This is a genomic window from Pseudomonas sp. RT6P73 (genome assembly GCF_054897715.1).
This window is the reverse complement of the sequence record NZ_JBUBUV010000002.1, coordinates 6,232,786-6,250,363: the sequence shown is the minus strand read 5'-3', so window position 1 is coordinate 6,250,363 and position 17,578 is coordinate 6,232,786. Positions and strand designations below refer to the sequence as shown.

Here is a 17,578-nt window from a genome sequence, read left to right as displayed (position 1 = left end):
CGGGTAGGCTCAAATGCTCCAGCGAGCACTCAACAAACGTTCGTTCAACAGGTTCGGATCGATCGGCTTGGGCCGTCGAGCCATGGCGCTGAAAAACAACTCCAGCGACTCGTTCAATCGTTGTTCCAGCTCCGGCGCCAACTGCGCCTGGGCGCTGCCTTCGCCGTAAGCGATCTGGCTGTCTACCGCGAAAATCCCATGCAACATCTCTTGGGCTTTCAACGCGGACAGCACGGGCTTGAGCGCGTAATCCACCGCCAGCATGTGGGCGATGCTGCCGCCAGTGGCCATGGGCAAAACCACTTTGTGGTCCAACGCACGCTCGGGCAGCAGGTCCAGCACGGTTTTCAGCGCGCCGGAAAACGACGCCTTGTAAACCGGGGTGGCGATCAGCAGGCCGTCGGCATTTTCAATCTGTTGCAGCAGGTCGATCACCTTTGGGCTGTCGAAGCGTGCATGCAGCAAGTCTTCGGCCGGGAAGTCCCGTACCTGGTAACTCACCACCTCCACACCTTGCGCTTGCAACCAGCGTTGAGAGCGCTCCAGCAGCACCCCGGAACGGGAGCGTTGGCTGGGACTGCCACCGAGTGAGACGACCAGCATTCAGGCGATTCCTTGAACGGTGTTGGCGATTCGCGGCTTGCGATCTCGCTTTGATGGGAGTGACCTTAACAGGTGATTGTTATATCCATAAATCATATTTATTCATTTGGTTATGCGTTGTAGGTCTATACAAACGGCATTGTCTAGGCAAAAAAATGGGCCGTAAAAACGGCCCGAAATCCCCTGCTTTTTGGAATGCGCATAGCTGTCCTGTAGGAGCGAGGCTTGCCCGCGAAGGCGCTGTCACAGCCACTATCAGTGTTGGATATGATGGCCTCTTCGCGGGCAAGCCTCGCTCCTACAGGGAACAGGTTTCACTCAACGGTTGGGCTGCGGCGTCAGGCGCAGGTACGGCTTCACCGCGCGATAACCCTTGGGAAAGCGTTTCTTGATTTCGTCTTCATCCTTGAGCGACGGCACGATCACCACTTCATCACCGTCCTGCCAGTTGGCCGGGGTGGCCACCTTGTAGTTGTCGGTGAGTTGCAGCGAGTCGATCACCCGCAGGATCTCGTGGAAATTGCGACCGGTACTCGCCGGGTAGGTGATGGTCAGCCGAACCTTTTTGTTGGGGTCGATCACAAACAGCGAGCGCACGGTCAGTGTGTCATTGGCGTTCGGGTGAATCAGGTCGTAGAGGTCCGAGACCTTGCGATCGGCATCCGCCAGAATCGGGAAGTTGACGACTGCGTTCTGGGTTTCATTGATGTCCTCGATCCACTTGTGGTGCGAGTCCACCGGGTCCACGGACAGGGCGATGGCTTTCACACCGCGATTGGCAAACTCTTCCTTGAGCCTGGCGGTAAAGCCCAGTTCGGTGGTGCACACCGGCGTGAAGTCCGCCGGATGGGAAAACAGCACGCCCCAGCTATCGCCCAGCCATTCGTGAAAACGGAGGGTGCCGGCGCTGGAATCCTGTTCGAAGTCGGGGGCGATATCGCCCAGTCTGAGGCTCATGGTGCTGCTCCTGGTGAGTGCTTGTTGAGCTCAACTGTGCCTGCGTTCCTTATGGATTAAAAAGAATAAATATCGATTTATTTAGATCATAAGTGAATATTAAAAATCTGTTCACTGGACCTGCGGTCGCATCCCGTCCAACATCGCCGACAAGGTTCGAGAAGGCCTTGAGTTGCTGCAAAGAGGGAAATATTCAAGGCGGGATTACGGGGGTGACTCCGCCTTGAAAACGCAAAAGCCCCGCCCGGCGAGATGCCGGGCGGGGCTTTTTTTCTTCGGTTACGCGAGCGTTATTACAACAGCGGGATCGAGTAGCTGACGATCAAGCGGTTTTCGTCCTGGTCGCGCTGACCTGGAACGTCGTTGCGCCACATGGCGTTTTTCCACATGAAGCCGAGGTTTTTCAGCGGGCCTTCCTGAACTACGTAAGCCAGGGTCAGGTCACGTTCCCACTCGGAACGGCCGGAGCCGGCCACTGCGGTGCTGGTGCTGCTGATGGTGTCGATGTTGTCACCACGCAGGTAAACGATGCCGGCAGTAGCGCCTGGCAGGCCAACCTTGGCGAAGTCATACGAGTAGCGAGCTTGCCAGGTACGTTCACCGGCGCGGGCGAACTTGGCGATCTGCATGTCGGTAGTGATGTAAGCCGACGAGCCGTCACCCTGGTTCAGCCAAGGGAAGTCGCTGCTGCCGTTGCTGACCTGGTAACCACCACCAAAGGTGTGACCGGCAACGGTGTACAGGAACAGGCCGCTGTACAGGTTGTTGTCGACCTTGCCTTTACCAGCGCGGAAGCCCTGGTAGTTGCCGCTGCTGAAGTAAGACGAGTCGTGACCGTTGGCACCGTCATCGGAGCTGTTGAAGTAACGGAAATCAGACTTCAATACGCCCGGGCCGATTGCCCAGTTGTGTACCAGACCCAGGAAGTGCTGCTTGTAGAAGTCTTCCAGGTTGCCGTAGTAGTACTGGGCAGTCAGGTCTTTGGTGATTTTGTAGTCACCGCCACCGTAGATGAACTTGTTGCTGTCACGGCCAGCAGCCGTGTGAGCGTTCGAACCAGCAATCGACAACTCTTCGTTGTTGCTGGAGTTACGACCCTTGGCGTGCTCGATCTGACCACCGACCAGTGTCAGGTCCTTGACCTCGTTCGAGGTGATCTGGCCACCCTGGAAGGTTTGCGGCAGCAGACGGCCATCGTTGGTCACGATAACCGGCAGTTTTGGCTGCAGGGTGCCCAACTTCAGTTCAGTCTGGGAGATCTTGGCTTTGGCAGTCAGGCCCAGGCTGGAGAAGTTATCAACCGCTTCGCCGTTGGACTTGCTTGGGAAAACAGTGCCGCCGTAAGAAGTCGACGTGGCGCCGTTAGTGCCGCCGCCCGAATCCAGACGCACGCCCAGCAGGCCGATGGCATCGATACCGAAGCCAACAGTGCCTTGGGTGTAGCCGGAGGTGAAGCGCAGATCGAAGCCTTGGCCCCATTCTTCGTTCTTGTTTTGAGCGCCGGCAGCTTTGGTGCCCGAATCACGGTTATCGTTGTTGATGTAGAAGTTGCGCAGCCCCAATGTTGCCTTGCTGTCTTCGATGAAACCGGCGGCGCTTGCCTGCTGCGCCAAAACCCCTACGGCCACAGCCAGGGCCAAGGTGGACTTGTTCATTTGTTTCGCTCCTATCGTTTCTAATTTCTTCGGTCCTGAGTCGAATGCTCTGGATCCTGAATGTGCGGATACCGCCAACCGCAATCCGCGCGCCACTCAACTGATGCATCTAAGTCAAGGGTCTGAGCGCGGCGAATGGGCCGGCATGGTAAACGTAAATACATTTATTTCATTCTTTTTCATGCCGTAAAGGAATAAAAAACGGCATTTTAATCGCTGCAGGACACTAGGTATCGGCCCCGGCGGAATGCACTTTAGGGGTTTATTTTAAAAACAAAAAAGAATAATAAATTCCTAAGTAATGCCTAATTAGAATATGAAAAAAAATGCAAAAAAAACCTCGCCAAACGGCGAGGCTCTTTTGCGAAGCTTGTTACAGGAAGCTGTAGGTGTAGTTGAAGATCAGACGGGTCTGATCCTGATCAAGGGTGCTGGTGTTGCCGCGATACATACCGTGACGCAGCGTCGTGCCAAACCCTTTAAGCGGACCCGTTTGAATCACGTAATCCACACGCAGGTCGGTTTCCCGCTCGTTCAGGTCCTTACCCACACCGTTGGTGGCCTTGATGTCCTGGCCATATAAGTAAGCAGCCGAAGCTTTCAAGCCTGGCACACCCAACGAAGCGAAGTCATAGGAATACTGGCCATACGAGGTATTTTCACCGGCACGGATAAAGCTGCCGACCGTGGCGTCGGTGAACGAGTAGAAGCTGGCGCCGCCAGCACCTTCGTTTCGCCCTCTACCGTCAACCACGTTGCCCTGGTTCAGGAAAACGAAGCCGCCGTCATCGCTGACACGCTGATGCCCGAGCAGAAACGCGCTGCCACCCAGGGTATAGGTGAATGTGGCGCTCCAGGTCTTGTTATCGACCACGCCCCTTTCCTTGGCGTAGCCGCTGTTGTTGTTGAACTGGTAGCCGGCGTCGCCGTTCTTGCCGTCGGAGCTGCTGTCGAAGAAACGAAGATCGGTCTTGAACGACTGGTTTGGGGCGATCGGGTAGACGTGCACCAGGCCGAGGAAGTTCTGCTTGTAGTAGTTTTCCAGGTTCGCGTAGTAGTACTGCAGCGTCAGCTCTTTGGTGACCGCCCAGTCTGCACCGGCGTAGCGGAACTGGTTACTGTCCTCTGTGCCACCCGCCACGGCCAGGCCAGTGCTGTTGGAGGATGCCCGACCTGTCGCGTGCTCCAACTGACCTACGTTAAAGGTGAAGTTGTCAATTTCCTTCGAGGTGATGGTGCCACCTTCAAAGGTCTGTGGCAGCACGCGGCTGTCGTTCGCAATCAGGATCGGCATGTTTGGTTGCAGAGCGCCACCGTAGTGGGCCTCTGTCTTCGAGAATCGTGCCTTGACGTTGCCCGCCACACGGCTCCATGAACTCTCTGCCGAACCATCGGAATCGCTAGGGCTGAAGGAGTTATTGTCCGGGTGATGGCCCTTGCCACCGTCCAGATGGATACCGACCATTGCCTGGGCGTCGAAACCGAAACCTACGACACCTTGAGTGAAGCCCGACCGGTAATCGAACTTCAGACCCTCAGCAGTCTCTCGCTGCCGGTTAGCAGGAATCTTGGCACCTTCACGGTTGTCGGCGTCGAAATAATAGGTACGCGAACTAACGGAAGCCTTGCTGTCTTCGATGAAACCGGCGGCGCCTGCCTGCTGCGCCAAAACCCCTACAGCCACGGCCAAGGCCAAGGTCGACTTGTTCATTGCTTCACTCCTCTCGATTCTAATTCTTGTATTCCTGGCCCGGAGTCAATGCCCCAGATCCTAAGATGCGCGATTAGCGCCAGACCGTGACCCACAAGTCAATCGTAACTATGTGTGTCTACGACCAAGGTCTAATCCCCGTTTTTTGGTCCTTGCGGGGTCATGCGTTCGTCATAAACCCAAAAAGAATTGGTCAGTTCTTTTTTCATACCCTTTAGGAATACGCTCACTGTCCCGCGCCAGAGCGGTCGGCTCATAAGCTAATTCCTAAAAGGTATTTGTTAGCCTTTTTTTAGATCGATTAGCGTTGACGCAATTCGGAAACATTCCCCTACCGAAAGGCGACGCCATGACGACCAAACGCGCACTATCCAGACCATTTATTACAGTTTGTGTATCGCTTGTACTTTCTGTTTCCGCTCACGCGGCGAACCTCACCGTCGGCTATCAAACCGGCATCGACCCCAGCAAAGTCCCCCAGGCCGACGGGGTCTACGAAAAGACCATCGGCGAGAAAATCGACTGGCGTCGTTTCAACAGTGGCCCGGAAGTAGTGACAGCCATTGCGTCCGGCGACGTGCAGATCGGCAACCTCGGCTCAAGCCCGCTGGCGGCGGCCGCTTCGCGCAATCTGCCGATTGTTGCGTTCATAGTTTCTGCACAGATCAACGCTGCCGAAGCGTTGGTGGTGCGTAATGGCAGCGGCATCGATAAACCGGAAGATCTGATCGGCAAGACGATCGCCACCCCGTTCGTTTCAACCTCCCATTACAGTCTGCTCGGCGCGCTGAAGCACTGGGGCCTGGACGCCTCGAAGGTCAAAGTGGTGAACCTGCAACCGGCGGAAATTGCTGCCGCGTGGAAGCGTGGCGACATCGACGGCGCGTTTGTCTGGTCGCCGGCGCTTGGGGAAATTCGCAAGACAGGCAAGACCTTGACCGACGCGGCACAGGTGGGTCAGTGGGGCGCGCCGACGTTCGAGGTGTGGGTTGCGCGTAAGGATTACGCCGAGAGGCATCCGGACGTTGTGGCCAAATTCGCCAAGGTCACCCTGGATTCGTTCGCCGATTATGCCGCGCATAAAGACAGCTGGACCGCGGACTCGGTACCAGTGCAGAAAATCGCCAAATTGACCGGTGCCAATGCGGCTGATGTGCCGGAGTTGCTGGCCGGTTCAGCGTTCCCGGATGCGAAGGCCCAACAGACCACCGCGCTGCTGGACGGCGGCACGGCCAAGGCGATTGGCGAGACGGCGAAGTTCTTGAAGGAGCAAGGGAAGGTAGAGACAGTGCTGCCGGATTATTCGGCGTATGTCAGCGCGAAATTTGTCGCTGAATAACACCGCGCCTTTGTAGGAGCGAGGCTTGCCCGCGAAGGCGTCATCAAGGACAACCGTTAATTCGAGTCGTCTGCTTCGCGGGCAAGCCTCGCTCCTACAGGAGATCTGGGTTACAGGGTTTTTTCGAAGATCTTCGAATTACGCTGATAGTTGTACAGCGACGCCCGCGCCGATGGCAGGCGCTCAACGCTGCTCGGCACAAACCCACGCTCACGGAACCAGTGAGCGGTCCGGGTCGTCAGCACGAACAAGGTGTTCAAGCCCTGGGCCCGGGCGCGGGTTTCGATGCGCTCCAGCAGCTCGTCACCGCGACCGCCATGGCGGTACTCCGGGTTCACCGCCAGACAGGCCAGCTCCCCGGCATCCGAATCGGCAATCTGATACAACGCCGCACAGGCGATGATCATGCCTTCACGCTCGACCACGCTGAACTGCTCGATCTCGCGCTCCAGCACCTCGCGGGAACGACGCACCAGAATCCCCTGCTCTTCCAGCGGGCTGATCAGGTCCAGCAAACCACCGACATCTTCAATGGCCGCTTCGCGCACAATCTCGAATTGTTCCTGGGCCACCAGCGTTCCGCCACCGTCGCGGGTGAACAGTTCGGTCAGTAGCGCGCCGTCTTCGGCGTAGCTGACGATATGGCTGCGTGCGACGCCACCGCGGCAAGCTTCGGCCGCCGCATCCAGCAGCTCCGCCTGATAGTTGCTGCCCAAGCGTTGCAAATGCGCCGGGACTTGTTGCGGACGCAGTTCGCGAACCAGTCGACCGTTTTCATCGATCAAGCCCAGGTCAGCGCCAAACAGAAGAAGCTTATCCGCACCCAGGTCGATGGCCGCGCGCGTGGCGACGTCTTCGCAGGCGAGGTTGAAGATCTCACCGGTCGGCGAGTAGCCCAACGGCGACAACAACACGATGGAGCGCTCATCCAGCAAACGGTTGATGCCCTTGCGGTCGACCCGGCGAACTTCGCCGGTGTGGTGATAGTCGACGCCTTCGAGCACGCCGATCGGCCGTGCCGTCACCAGGTTGCCGCCGGCCACCCGCAGACGCGAGCCCTGCATCGGCGATGAGGCCATGTCCATGGACAGCCGCGCTTCGATGGCGATGCGCAGCTGGCCGACGGCATCGATCACACACTCGAGGGTCGCGGCATCAGTGATGCGCATCCCGTGGTGGTAATGCGGGGTCAGACCACGCGCGGCGAGGCGGGTCTCGATTTGCGGACGGGAACCGTGAACCAGCACCAGTCGCACGCCGAGACTGTGCAGCAGCACCAGGTCGTGGACGATGTTGCCGAAGTTCGGGTGCTCAACGCCGTCGCCGGGCAGCATGACGACAAAGGTGCAATCGCGGTGGGCGTTGATGTACGGCGAAGCGTGACGAAGCCAATTAACGTATTCGGGCATGAACCTGGGCCTGTAATAAATAGCAGCCAAAAAATGGGCGAAACTGAAAACGCACAGCGGGCTGATGGTTATCGTCGGAACAGGCTTGGCGACACGCGCGCTCTCCTCATGAATACGGGTTGGGACACTGGCAATTTAGAGCTGTAGGAGCCGGCTTGCTGCGGGCGGCGTTCCGACGATGAACGATAACGCGGTTCATCTGATGAACCGCAGCGTCCGCATCGCCAGCAAGCCGGCTCCTACACAGGTCACATTTTGGCCGGCGTCAGGCAGTAATGTTCAATCAGTTGTCGTAATAGATGCACCGTAGGCTGCAAACGTGACATTTCGAGGTATTCCCCCGGTTGGTGCGCACAGGCGATATCGCCCGGGCCCAGCACCAGTGTTTCGCAGCCAAGTCGCTGAAGATAAGGCGCTTCGGTGCCGAACGCTACTGCTTCGGCGCGATGGCCAGTCAGCTTTTCGGCGACCCGGACCAATTCGGCGTCCTCGGCCTGCTCGAACGGCGGTACTTCAGGGAACAGCGGCGCGTAATCGATCTTAACCTGATGGCGTTCGGCAACCGGCTTGAGCCTCTGCAGAATCTCCGCTCGCAGGGCTTTGGGGTCCATGCCCGGCAACGGCCGCAAGTCGAATTCCAGCGAGCACTGGCCGCAGATACGGTTGGGGTTGTCGCCGCCATGGATGCAGCCGAAGTTCAGGGTCGGTGTCGGCACACCGAACTGCGGATTACGGAATTCACGCTGCCACAACAGGCGCAAGCCACGCAGTTCACCGATGGCATCGTGCATGGCTTCGAGGGCACTGTGGCCCAGACGCGGGTCCGAGGAATGGCCGCTCTGCCCGAGGATGTCGATGCGCTCCATCATGATGCCTTTGTGCATGCGGATCGGCTTCAGACCGGTCGGTTCGCCAATCACTGCCGCACGCCCCAACGGACGGCCGGCTTCGGCCAGGGCACGCGCACCGGACATGGAGCTTTCTTCATCGCAGGTGGCGAGGATCAGCAGCGGCTGTTTGAACGGCTGATCGAGCAGCGGAATCACCGCTTCGATGGCCAGGGCGAAAAAACCTTTCATGTCGCAACTGCCCAAGCCCACCCAGCGGCCATCGACTTCAGTCAGTTTCAGCGGGTCGGTCTGCCACAACGCGCCATCGAACGGCACCGTATCGCTATGACCGGCCAGCACCAGGCCGCCGGGGCCGGAACCGAAACTGGCCAGCAGGTTGAACTTGCCGGGGCTGACCTGCTGGATGTCGCAGGCGAAACCCAAGTCACCGAGCCACGTCGCCAGCAGGTCGATAACCGGACGATTGGATTGATCAAGGCTGGGCTGGGTACAGCTGACCGACGGCGCGGCAATCAGCGCAGCGAACTGATCTTTCATGGACGGCAAAGGCATCGCAGACTCCAACTCGCGAATTGAAGTCCATCATAGAACCATCTGGCGACAGGAATAAACCGCCGCGGCGCGTAGGATGGACGAGTCCTGTACACTGCACGACCTTGGCAGCCACACATTCCCCCGGCTGCGCTCCCGATCCTGGATTTTCCGGCCATGCAGAAAGAAACCGAAATCAAACTCCGCGTCAGCCGCGAAACCCTCGCTGCTCTGCGCGAGCACCCGCTTCTGAAAAAACGCAACAAAAGTGGCTGGGAACGCCGTGAGTTGATGAACCAGTACTTCGACACGCCTGAGCGCGACTTGGCCCGCGCCAAGGTTGCCCTGCGCCTGCGCAAGGATGGCGAAGAAGTGATTCAAACGCTCAAGACCCGTGGCCAGAGCGTCGCCGGTCTGTCCGAGCGTAACGAATACGACTGGAACCTGCCCAAAGCCAAGCTCGATGTGAAAAAACTCGACGGCGAATGCTGGCCTGAAGAGTTGGCCGAGCTGGACAAGAAAACCCTGAAACCGATCTTCACCACCGATTTCGTTCGCGAACGCGCTGAAATCGCTTGGGGACGTGGCAAGACCAAAGTGGTCATCGAAGCCGCGCTGGACCTGGGCCACGTGGTGGTCGGCAAGCAGAAAGAAGAAATCTGCGAGCTGGAACTGGAACTGCGCGAAGGCGAACCGGCCGCGCTGCTGGAACTGGCCGCCGAACTGGCCGCGACCCTGGCCCTGATGCCGTGTGACATCAGCAAGGCCGAGCGCGGTTATCGTTTGTACGACGCCAACAGCTATTCGCTGAGCCTGCCGGCGCCGCAAATCACGGCTGAAATGCCGCTGGATGATGCGTTCGCCGCGCTGAGCTGGCATTTGCTGAGCAGCAGCCAGCGTCTGGCCGAGCAGTACCGTTTCAACGGTCACTGGCGCCTGTTGCTGGACTGGGTAGAGAACCTCGCTGAATTGCGCGCGTTGCTCAGCAGCCTGGGTCAAGCCGCACCGCGTCAGTCGACGCACGACCTGCGCGTCGCACTGGATACCTTGCTCGAAGACTGGCGTCCACTGGTGCAAGCCGGAATCGACGACGAAGACGTGCGCAAAGCCGCGCCGGAGCAGTTCCTCGAAGAACTGGAAGACCCGCGTTGGGGCCTGTTCTCGCTGAACACTTCGCGTTGGTTGCTGGCTCGCACGTGGGCTGCCGATCGCAACGTCCGTGGCAATCGCCAGGGCGCTGCGCAATTGGGCAGCTGGTTGCCGCGTTTGCTGGGTGAAGAAGCGACGTCCTTGCAATTGCAGCGTTATCAGCAACAGCCGGAAGATTTGGCCGAGCAACTGCCGCGCATAGAACGCATCCAGGCCTGGCTGCACCATGCCCGTGGTGTGCTGGACATCCCGGAAATGGATCGCCTTTACGGTGAGCTGAAACAGCTTGCTCAATTGGCGAATGAGCCGATCACCGATGAATCGCTGGACGCGCGCAAGCAGCAGGCGATTGCGGTTTATCAGAACCGTGCCTGGAAAATGCTGCTGCGTATGTAAGATCGCCTTCGCGGGCAAGCCTCGCTCCTACAGGATTTACGCAACCCCCTGTAGGAGCGAGGCTTGCCCGCGAAGAGGCCCAAACATTCACCACAAAAATTCAAACAGGCAAACTCGTCGTGGATTTGATTTCTGACAACGCCACTATTGAGTTCACTTCCTGAATCCCCGGCACCATCGACAGCTTTTCAAAGAAAAACCGCTCATACGCCTCGATGTCCGCCGTGACAATCCGCAGCAAGAAATCCACCGACCCCATCAACACATAACATTCCAGCACTTCGGGAAAACCGCGAATCGCCTCGGTGAACTCGGTGAAGTTCGAACGCCCATGCGCGTTGAGTTTGATCTCGGCAAAGATCTGCGTGTTAAGCCCGATCTTCTTCCGGTCCAGCAACGTCACCTGCCCCCGAATGATCCCCTCCTCCTTCATCCGCTGAATCCGCCGCCAGCATGGCGACTGTGAAAGCCCTACCTGTTCGGCGATCTGCGCGCTGGAGAGCGAAGCGTCTTCTTGCAGCAACGCGAGAATCTTGCGGTCGTAGCCATCCAGCTCGTTTTGCATAAATAAACCCGTGATTGATAGTCTGCCGAATCAAACAATTCGAAAAATAGGCAATAAGCCCAATCATAGATAAGAAATGCCCCGCACCGAATGTAAAAATTTCTCCATTGATTTGGAGACCGACCATGCCGCACCTGGAAGCTGTAAACACCTCGCCCACCCGCGCCGATGTCTGGAACGCCGGCAACGCTCACTGCCGTGTCCATTACCAACTGCTGGCCGAAGCCGAGCCGGACCTGCTGTGTCGGGCGCTCAACTTTTTCGCTTTACAGTTTCTGACGCCGCAGCAGGTCAATGCGCAGCGAATGGACGATCTGATGTCGATCGACATCGTCATGGACGGACTGAGCTGGCATCGCGCCGAAGTGATTGCGGAAAAATTACGTAACCTGATCAGCGTGTGTTCGGTCGACCTGCAAGCGGCTGATTCCATGCGGGATGCACCGGCTCAGGCGGCGGGCTGACAAACCTCGACACGGCTTCGTCGGGTAGTGGCCCAACGGTCGGCGGGTCCGCGACTATCCTTTGCGGACTGTTGTTCATGAGGAGCCCGCATGTCCGTTCAACTTGCCATTCAGGACCGCTGGCTGGATCTCAATGATTTGCTGCGTGAACTGGTCGCCCAGGGCTTTATCAGCCAGGACTCGGCCGAACACGCGCTCAATGCCCGTCGCCGCCACGCCGCCAATGGCCAGATGCATCCACTGGAATTCATCGCCAGCCAACACCTGGACGACCTCAGCCGTCCGGGTAAACACCTCGACCTGGAAAGCCTGACCCTGTGGCTGTCACAACAGGCCGGTCAGCCTTACTTGCGCATCGATCCACTGAAGATCAATGTGGCGGCCATCACCCCGCTGATGTCTTACGCTTTCGCCCAGCGCCACAAGATTCTGGCGGTGTCCGTCGACCGCGATGCGGTGACCGTGGCCAGCGCCCAGCCCTATGTCACCGGCTGGGAAGCCGACCTGACCCACGTGCTGAAACTGCCGATCAAGCGTGTGGTGGCCAACCCCGTCGACATCCAGCGCTTCAGCGTCGAGTTTTTCCGCCTGGCCAAATCGGTCAGCGGCGCGACCAATGCCGATCAGCAAACCAATACCCTGGGCAACTTCGAACAACTGCTTAACCTCGGTGCCAGCGATCAGGAACCGGACGCCAACGACGCGCACATCGTCAACATCGTCGACTGGCTGTTCCAGTACGCCTTCCAGCAGCGCGCCAGTGATATCCACATCGAACCCCGGCGCGAGCAAGGCACCGTCCGTTTTCGCATCGACGGCGTGCTGCACAACGTCTATCAATTCCCGCCGCAAGTGACCATGGCCATCGTCAGCCGCCTGAAAAGCCTCGGGCGGATGAACGTCGCGGAAAAGCGCAAACCCCAGGACGGCCGGGTGAAAACCAAGACCCCGGACGGCGGCGAAGTCGAGCTGCGGCTGTCGACTTTGCCGACGGCGTTTGGCGAAAAAATGGTCATGCGGATCTTCGACCCGGAAGTGTTGCTCAAGAATTTCGATCAGCTGGGTTTCTCCGCCGAAGACCTGCGCCGCTGGCAGGACATGACGAGCCAGCCGAACGGCATCATTCTGGTCACCGGGCCCACTGGGTCGGGGAAAACCACCACGCTTTACACCACGCTCAAGAAACTGGCGACGCCGGAGGTCAACCTCTGCACCATCGAAGACCCGATTGAAATGGTCGAGCCGGCGTTCAACCAGATGCAGGTCCAGCACAACATCGACCTGACCTTTGCTGCCGGCGTGCGCGCGCTGATGCGGCAGGATCCGGACATCATCATGATCGGCGAGATCCGCGACCTCGAAACCGCGGAAATGGCGATCCAGGCTGCACTGACCGGTCACTTGGTGCTGTCGACGCTGCACACCAACGATGCGCCCAGCGCCATCAGCCGCCTGCTGGAACTCGGCGTGCCGCATTACCTGATCAAAGCCACGGTGCTCGGCGTCATGGCTCAACGACTGGTGCGCACCTTGTGTCCGCACTGCAAGGCACCGCTGACGTTGAGTGAAGAAGACTGGCAAACCCTGACCAAACCCTGGCAAGCGCCGCTGCCCACCAACGCCCAGCGCGCCATCGGCTGCCTGGAATGCCGCGACACCGGCTATCGCGGACGCGCCGGGGTGTACGAAATCATGCAGCTGACCGATGGGGTAAAAGCGCTGATCAATCCCGACACCGATTTGCTGGCGGTAAGGCGTCAGGCGTTCAAGGAAGGCATGCGCAGTTTGCGTTTGTCGGGGGCGCAAAAAGTGGCCGCCGGGTTGACGACGATTGAGGAAGTATTGCGAGTGACGCCGCAGAGCGAACAAAAGTAGGCGCGGACATCACGGAACTGGATTGGGGGAATGGCGATCCAACCCCGTAGTTAATCAGTGGAGTCACCCATCATGCGTCTCAAACTTGCTGTCGCTACCATCGCCTTGTTGTCCCTTCCAGTTGGTTCGGCGATGGCCGATAGCTTTTGGCGTAACGTCATCTCGTCCGGTGCAACCACCGGTTCGACCTACCTGACCTTCAAGGATCACAAGCTGATCGTTGCCGCGCAGGACGATGCCGGCAGCTTCGTCGCCAGCGACGGCGGCATCCGCGGCCCTTATCTGGAGGCCGCAATGCAGAAAGTCCGCGCCGACAACCCGGGCCTGCAGGCGACTGATATGGAACTGGCGAACGCGATCCTGGCGAAGAATGCCGTTGCATCGGAATAAGCTTCTCAGCTGAATGAAAATGCCGCTCACATGAGCGGCATTTTTTTGCCCCGACACAAACCCCTGTAGGAGCGAGCGGGCGGCGATCCGACTTGCCCGCGAAAGCGGTGTATCAGTCAACGTAAATGTTGAATAGTAAATCGCCTTCGCGGGCAAGCCTCGCTCCTACAGGGTACGGGGCTATTAGCGGTAATCGTCGACAGGGACGCACGCACAAAACAGATTACGGTCGCCATACACGTTATCCACCCGATTCACCACCGGCCAATACTTGTGCGCCTTGGTGTGCCCATCCGGCGTCACCGCTTGCTCAATGCTGTAAGGCCGCTCCCAAACCCCGGTGATATCAGCCAAGGTATGCGGCGCTCGCTTCAGCGGATTGTCCTCGGCTGGCCAGTTACCGTTCTGCACCTCGGTGATTTCCGCGCGAATGCTCAGCATCGCCCCGATAAACCGGTCCAGTTCTGCCTTTGACTCACTCTCGGTCGGCTCGACCATCAGCGTTCCCGGCACCGGAAACGACATGGTCGGTGCATGGAAACCGTAATCCATCAGGCGCTTGGCCACATCCTCTTCGCTGATCCCGGTCAGAGCCTTGAGTGGTCGCAAATCCAGGATGCATTCGTGCGCCACCCGCTCGTTGCGCCCGGTATAGAGCACGGGAAACGCGCCGGACAAATGCTGCGCCAGGTAATTCGCGGCGAGGATCGCCACCTCACTGGCATCCGCCAACTGCGGCCCCATCATCGCGATGTACATCCAGCTGATCGGCAGAATGCTTGCACTGCCCCAGGGCGCTGCACTGACCGCGCCGTTCTGGGGCAGCGGTCCTTCAATCGGCACCACCGGGTGATTGGCAACGAACGGCGCCAGGTGCGCGCGCACACCAATCGGCCCCATGCCCGGCCCGCCGCCGCCATGGGGAATGCAGAAGGTCTTGTGCAGGTTCATGTGGGACACGTCGGCGCCAATGTCCGCCGGCCGCGCCAAACCGACTTGCGCGTTAAGGTTGGCCCCATCCATGTACACCTGGCCGCCGTGGCTGTGGATAACTTCACAGATTTCGCTGATGCCTTCCTCGTACACGCCGTGAGTCGATGGATACGTCGCCATCAGGCAGGCGAGTTTGTCCCCCGCCTCCGCGGCCTTGCCCTTGAGGTCATCCAGATCGACGTTACCCGCCTCGTCGCATTCGACAATCACCACGCGCATCCCGGCCATCTGCGCCGACGCCGGGTTAGTGCCGTGGGCCGAGGACGGGATCAGGCAGATGTCTCGCGCCCCTTCATGACGGCTCTCGTTGTATTTGCGGATTGCCAGCAGCCCGGCGTACTCGCCCTGGGCGCCGGAGTTGGGTTGCATGCAGATCGCGTCGAAACCGGTGATCGCGCAGAGCCAGCGCTCCAGCTCCTCGATCATCAGCGAATAACCCACCGCCTGCTCTTTCGGCACAAACGGGTGCAGGTGCGCGAACTGCGGCCAAGTGATGGGGATCATCTCGCTGGTGGCATTGAGTTTCATGGTGCAGGAGCCCAGCGGGATCATCGACTGATTGAGCGCCAGGTCTTTGTTCTCCAGCTGCTTGAGGTAGCGCAGCATCTCGGTTTCGCTGTGATGGGCGCTGAACACCGGATGACGCAGATAAGGCGAGGTGCGCAGCAGGCCTGCGGGAATGCCGGAAGCAAGGACTTCAGCATCCAGTTCATCGACGTTCAGCCCATGATCGGCACCAAGGAATACATCAAACAGTTTCGCTACCGTAGATTCGTCAGAGGTTTCGTCGAGGCTCAGCCCCAACTGCCCGCGCCCGAGAATGCGCAAATTGATCTGTGCAGCCTGGGCGCTTTCGATGATTGCCGTCTGTGTGCCACCGACCTCCAGCGTCAGCGTGTCGAAAAAGTGTGTATTGAGGCGGTTGATGCCGTGGCGCTCCAGGCCAGTGGCGAGGATGCAGGTCAGCCGGTGGACGCGCTGGGCAATCTGCTTCAACCCTTCCGGACCGTGGTAGACCGCATAAAAACTGGCGATGTTGGCCAGCAGCACTTGGGCGGTGCAGATGTTCGAATTGGCCTTCTCCCGGCGAATATGCTGCTCGCGTGTTTGCAGGGCCATGCGCAACGCGACATTGCCGCGAGCATCTTTCGAGACGCCGATGATCCGCCCGGGAATCGCCCGTTTGTACTCATCGCGGCTGGCAAAAAACGCCGCGTGCGGTCCGCCGTAACCCATCGGCACGCCGAACCGCTGGGATGAGCCGAATACCACGTCGGCGCCCAATTCCCCCGGCGGGGTCAGCAACAGCAGGCTCAGCAGATCCGTCGCCACACAGGCCAGCGCCTGCTGAGCATGCAGATGATCGATCAACGGCCGCAGATCGCGGATCTCGCCATGGGTGTCGGGGTATTGCAGCAGCGCGCCAAACACCTGGTGCTGCTTCAAGTTATCCACAGCGTCGATGATCAGCTCGAAACCAAAGCCTTCGGCGCGGGTCTGCACCACGGAGATGGTTTGTGGATGGCAGTTTTCATCGACGAAGAACAGATTGCTTCTGGACTTGGCGACCCGCTTGGCCAGCGCCATGGCTTCCGCCGCCGCCGTGGCTTCATCGAGCAGCGAAGCGTTGGCCAGTTCGAGCCCCGTGAGGTCGATGGTCAATTGCTGGAAATTCAGCAGCGCTTCGAGCCGGCCTTGGGCGATCTCCGGTTGATAAGGCGTGTAGGCGGTGTACCAACCAGGATTTTCCAGCACGTTGCGCAGAATGACTGTCGGTGTAAGGGTGCCGTGGTAGCCCATGCCGATCAGGCTGGTCCAGACCTGGTTCTGCTCGGCGTACCCGCGCAGCTTGGCCAGCGCGGCTTCTTCGTCGAGGGCGGGCGGCAAATCGAGCGGCCGGTTCAGGCGGATTCCCGGCGGCACTGTCTGCTCGATCAGCTCGACCCGGCTGCCGAGGCCGAGGCTGTCGAGCATCGCCTGTTGCTCGGCGGCATCGGGCCCGAGGTGGCGGCGAAGGAAGGCATTGGGGTCGCGTAACTGGCTCAAGGACGGCAACTGGGACATGACGGGCTCTCTCTTGACTGGCGCTCAACGTCGATGCAACACGGTCAAACCAGCATAGCAGCCGATGTCGCTGTGCCCCTGACGATCAAAAGATCGCAGCCTCGTTTCACTCGACAGCTGCTACATCCGAATGCGATCCCCTGTAGCAGCTGTCGAGTGAAACGAGGCTGCGATCTTTTGATCTTGAGAATGAAAAAGCCCCGACAAGTCGGGGCTTTGGGGATGACGCTCAAGGCTTACTCGCCGATGGCGGCCTTGTAACCAGCTGCATCGTGCAGCTTGTCCAGTTCAGCCTTGTCGCTAGGCTTCAGTTTGAAGATCCATGCGCCGTACGGATCGGAGTTGAGCTTTTCAGGTTCACCGTTCAGGTCCTCGTTGATCGCAATCACTTCACCGGATACCGGGGAATAAATGTCAGATGCAGCTTTAACCGACTCAACCACACCGGATTGTTCACCGGCAGCAAAGACTTTTCCGACTTCCGTCAGCTCAACGAACACCACATCGCCCAAAGCTTCCTGAGCGTGATCGCTGATGCCCACGGTGACGGTGCCATCGGCTTCCAGTCGGGCCCATTCGTGACTTTCGGCAAAACGCAGGTCGGCAGGGATATCGCTCATGTTCTG

General features: G+C 58.9%; 14 protein-coding genes. 5 read left to right on the top strand and 9 right to left on the bottom strand.

Features of this window, described 5'->3' with window-relative positions; genetic code table 11:
• Window positions 1-9: 9 nt before the first annotated feature.
• The 4 genes from ssuE to ACYZT6_RS28715 all read right to left on the bottom strand — a co-directional run bounded on the left by ssuE (window position 10) and on the right by ACYZT6_RS28715 (window position 4,926).
• Window positions 10-603: an NADPH-dependent FMN reductase gene (ssuE, locus tag ACYZT6_RS28730; protein WP_462029568.1), complete on the bottom strand. Its 594-nt coding sequence runs from the start codon at window positions 601-603 to the stop codon at window positions 10-12.
• A 318-nt stretch (window positions 604-921) separates the two neighbouring features.
• Entirely contained in the window at window positions 922-1,560 is a 639-nt protein-coding gene (locus ACYZT6_RS28725; RefSeq protein WP_462029567.1) for a peroxiredoxin, read from the bottom strand.
• Between the two features lie 293 nt (window positions 1,561-1,853).
• A complete protein-coding gene (locus ACYZT6_RS28720) occupies window positions 1,854-3,215 on the bottom strand; it encodes an OprD family porin (RefSeq protein WP_462029566.1) in 1,362 nt (453 codons plus the stop codon).
• A gap of 373 nt (window positions 3,216-3,588) precedes the next feature.
• Window positions 3,589-4,926 carry an OprD family outer membrane porin gene (locus tag ACYZT6_RS28715; protein ID WP_462029565.1) on the bottom strand — a complete coding sequence of 446 codons (1,338 nt, stop codon included), beginning with the start codon at window positions 4,924-4,926 and terminating at the stop codon, window positions 3,589-3,591.
• 349 nt (window positions 4,927-5,275) lie between these two features.
• Between ACYZT6_RS28715 and tauA the strand changes: the two genes are divergently transcribed.
• Window positions 5,276-6,265 (top strand): taurine ABC transporter substrate-binding protein, encoded by a 990-nt coding sequence (gene tauA / locus ACYZT6_RS28710; protein WP_462029564.1) that lies wholly within the window; start codon window positions 5,276-5,278, stop codon window positions 6,263-6,265.
• Between the two features lie 110 nt (window positions 6,266-6,375).
• On the opposite strand, the gene argA is transcribed toward tauA, so the two are convergent.
• Window positions 6,376-7,674: an amino-acid N-acetyltransferase gene (gene argA / locus ACYZT6_RS28705; RefSeq protein WP_438658244.1), complete on the bottom strand. Its 1,299-nt coding sequence runs from the start codon at window positions 7,672-7,674 to the stop codon at window positions 6,376-6,378.
• A 248-nt stretch (window positions 7,675-7,922) separates the two neighbouring features.
• A complete protein-coding gene (argE, locus tag ACYZT6_RS28700; RefSeq protein WP_462029563.1) occupies window positions 7,923-9,077 on the bottom strand; it encodes an acetylornithine deacetylase in 1,155 nt (384 codons plus the stop codon).
• A 156-nt stretch (window positions 9,078-9,233) separates the two neighbouring features.
• Here argE and ACYZT6_RS28695 point away from each other — a divergent pair, with 156 nt between their 5' ends.
• Entirely contained in the window at window positions 9,234-10,601 is a 1,368-nt protein-coding gene (locus tag ACYZT6_RS28695; RefSeq protein ID WP_462029562.1) for a CYTH domain-containing protein, read from the top strand.
• A 100-nt stretch (window positions 10,602-10,701) separates the two neighbouring features.
• Here ACYZT6_RS28695 and ACYZT6_RS28690 read toward each other — a convergent pair whose 3' ends face one another.
• Window positions 10,702-11,166 (bottom strand): Lrp/AsnC family transcriptional regulator, encoded by a 465-nt coding sequence (locus tag ACYZT6_RS28690; protein WP_131061030.1) that lies wholly within the window; start codon window positions 11,164-11,166, stop codon window positions 10,702-10,704.
• A 125-nt stretch (window positions 11,167-11,291) separates the two neighbouring features.
• Here ACYZT6_RS28690 and ACYZT6_RS28685 point away from each other — a divergent pair, with 125 nt between their 5' ends.
• The 3 genes from ACYZT6_RS28685 to ACYZT6_RS28675 all read left to right on the top strand — a co-directional run bounded on the left by ACYZT6_RS28685 (window position 11,292) and on the right by ACYZT6_RS28675 (window position 13,895).
• On the top strand, window positions 11,292-11,630 hold the full coding sequence (locus tag ACYZT6_RS28685; protein WP_462029561.1) for a hypothetical protein: 339 nt from the start codon (window positions 11,292-11,294) through the stop codon (window positions 11,628-11,630).
• 90 nt (window positions 11,631-11,720) lie between these two features.
• The gene (locus ACYZT6_RS28680) at window positions 11,721-13,505 is read left to right on the top strand and encodes a GspE/PulE family protein (protein WP_462029560.1); all 1,785 of its coding nucleotides are present in this window, start codon (window positions 11,721-11,723) and stop codon (window positions 13,503-13,505) included.
• 69 nt (window positions 13,506-13,574) lie between these two features.
• A complete protein-coding gene (locus ACYZT6_RS28675) occupies window positions 13,575-13,895 on the top strand; it encodes a DUF2388 domain-containing protein (RefSeq protein ID WP_169857239.1) in 321 nt (106 codons plus the stop codon).
• A gap of 183 nt (window positions 13,896-14,078) precedes the next feature.
• Here ACYZT6_RS28675 and gcvP read toward each other — a convergent pair whose 3' ends face one another.
• Window positions 14,079-16,952, bottom strand: coding sequence for an aminomethyl-transferring glycine dehydrogenase (gene gcvP, locus ACYZT6_RS28670; protein ID WP_462029559.1), 2,874 nt, complete (start codon window positions 16,950-16,952; stop codon window positions 14,079-14,081).
• Between the two features lie 236 nt (window positions 16,953-17,188).
• Entirely contained in the window at window positions 17,189-17,572 is a 384-nt protein-coding gene (gene gcvH, locus ACYZT6_RS28665) for a glycine cleavage system protein GcvH (protein ID WP_462029558.1), read from the bottom strand.
• Between the last annotated feature and the right edge of the window lie 6 nt (window positions 17,573-17,578).

Bases quoted from the DNA above. Each gene is read 5' to 3' on its own strand.
- gcvP (WP_462029559.1), bottom strand. From the start codon at position 16,952: ATGTCCCAGTTGCCGTCCTTGAGCCAGTTACGCGACCCCAATGCCTTC.
- ACYZT6_RS28720 (WP_462029566.1), bottom strand. From the start codon at position 3,215: ATGAACAAGTCCACCTTGGCCCTGGCTGTGGCCGTAGGGGTTTTGGCG.
- argE (WP_462029563.1), bottom strand. From the start codon at position 9,077: ATGCCTTTGCCGTCCATGAAAGATCAGTTCGCTGCGCTGATTGCCGCG.
- gcvH (WP_462029558.1), bottom strand. From the start codon at position 17,572: ATGAGCGATATCCCTGCCGACCTGCGTTTTGCCGAAAGTCACGAATGG.
- ACYZT6_RS28725 (WP_462029567.1), bottom strand. From the start codon at position 1,560: ATGAGCCTCAGACTGGGCGATATCGCCCCCGACTTCGAACAGGATTCC.
- ACYZT6_RS28695 (WP_462029562.1), top strand. From the start codon at position 9,234: ATGCAGAAAGAAACCGAAATCAAACTCCGCGTCAGCCGCGAAACCCTC.
- ACYZT6_RS28680 (WP_462029560.1), top strand. From the start codon at position 11,721: ATGTCCGTTCAACTTGCCATTCAGGACCGCTGGCTGGATCTCAATGAT.
- ssuE (WP_462029568.1), bottom strand. From the start codon at position 603: ATGCTGGTCGTCTCACTCGGTGGCAGTCCCAGCCAACGCTCCCGTTCC.
- ACYZT6_RS28715 (WP_462029565.1), bottom strand. From the start codon at position 4,926: ATGAACAAGTCGACCTTGGCCTTGGCCGTGGCTGTAGGGGTTTTGGCG.
- argA (WP_438658244.1), bottom strand. From the start codon at position 7,674: ATGCCCGAATACGTTAATTGGCTTCGTCACGCTTCGCCGTACATCAAC.
- ACYZT6_RS28690 (WP_131061030.1), bottom strand. From the start codon at position 11,166: ATGCAAAACGAGCTGGATGGCTACGACCGCAAGATTCTCGCGTTGCTG.
- ACYZT6_RS28685 (WP_462029561.1), top strand. From the start codon at position 11,292: ATGCCGCACCTGGAAGCTGTAAACACCTCGCCCACCCGCGCCGATGTC.
- tauA (WP_462029564.1), top strand. From the start codon at position 5,276: ATGACGACCAAACGCGCACTATCCAGACCATTTATTACAGTTTGTGTA.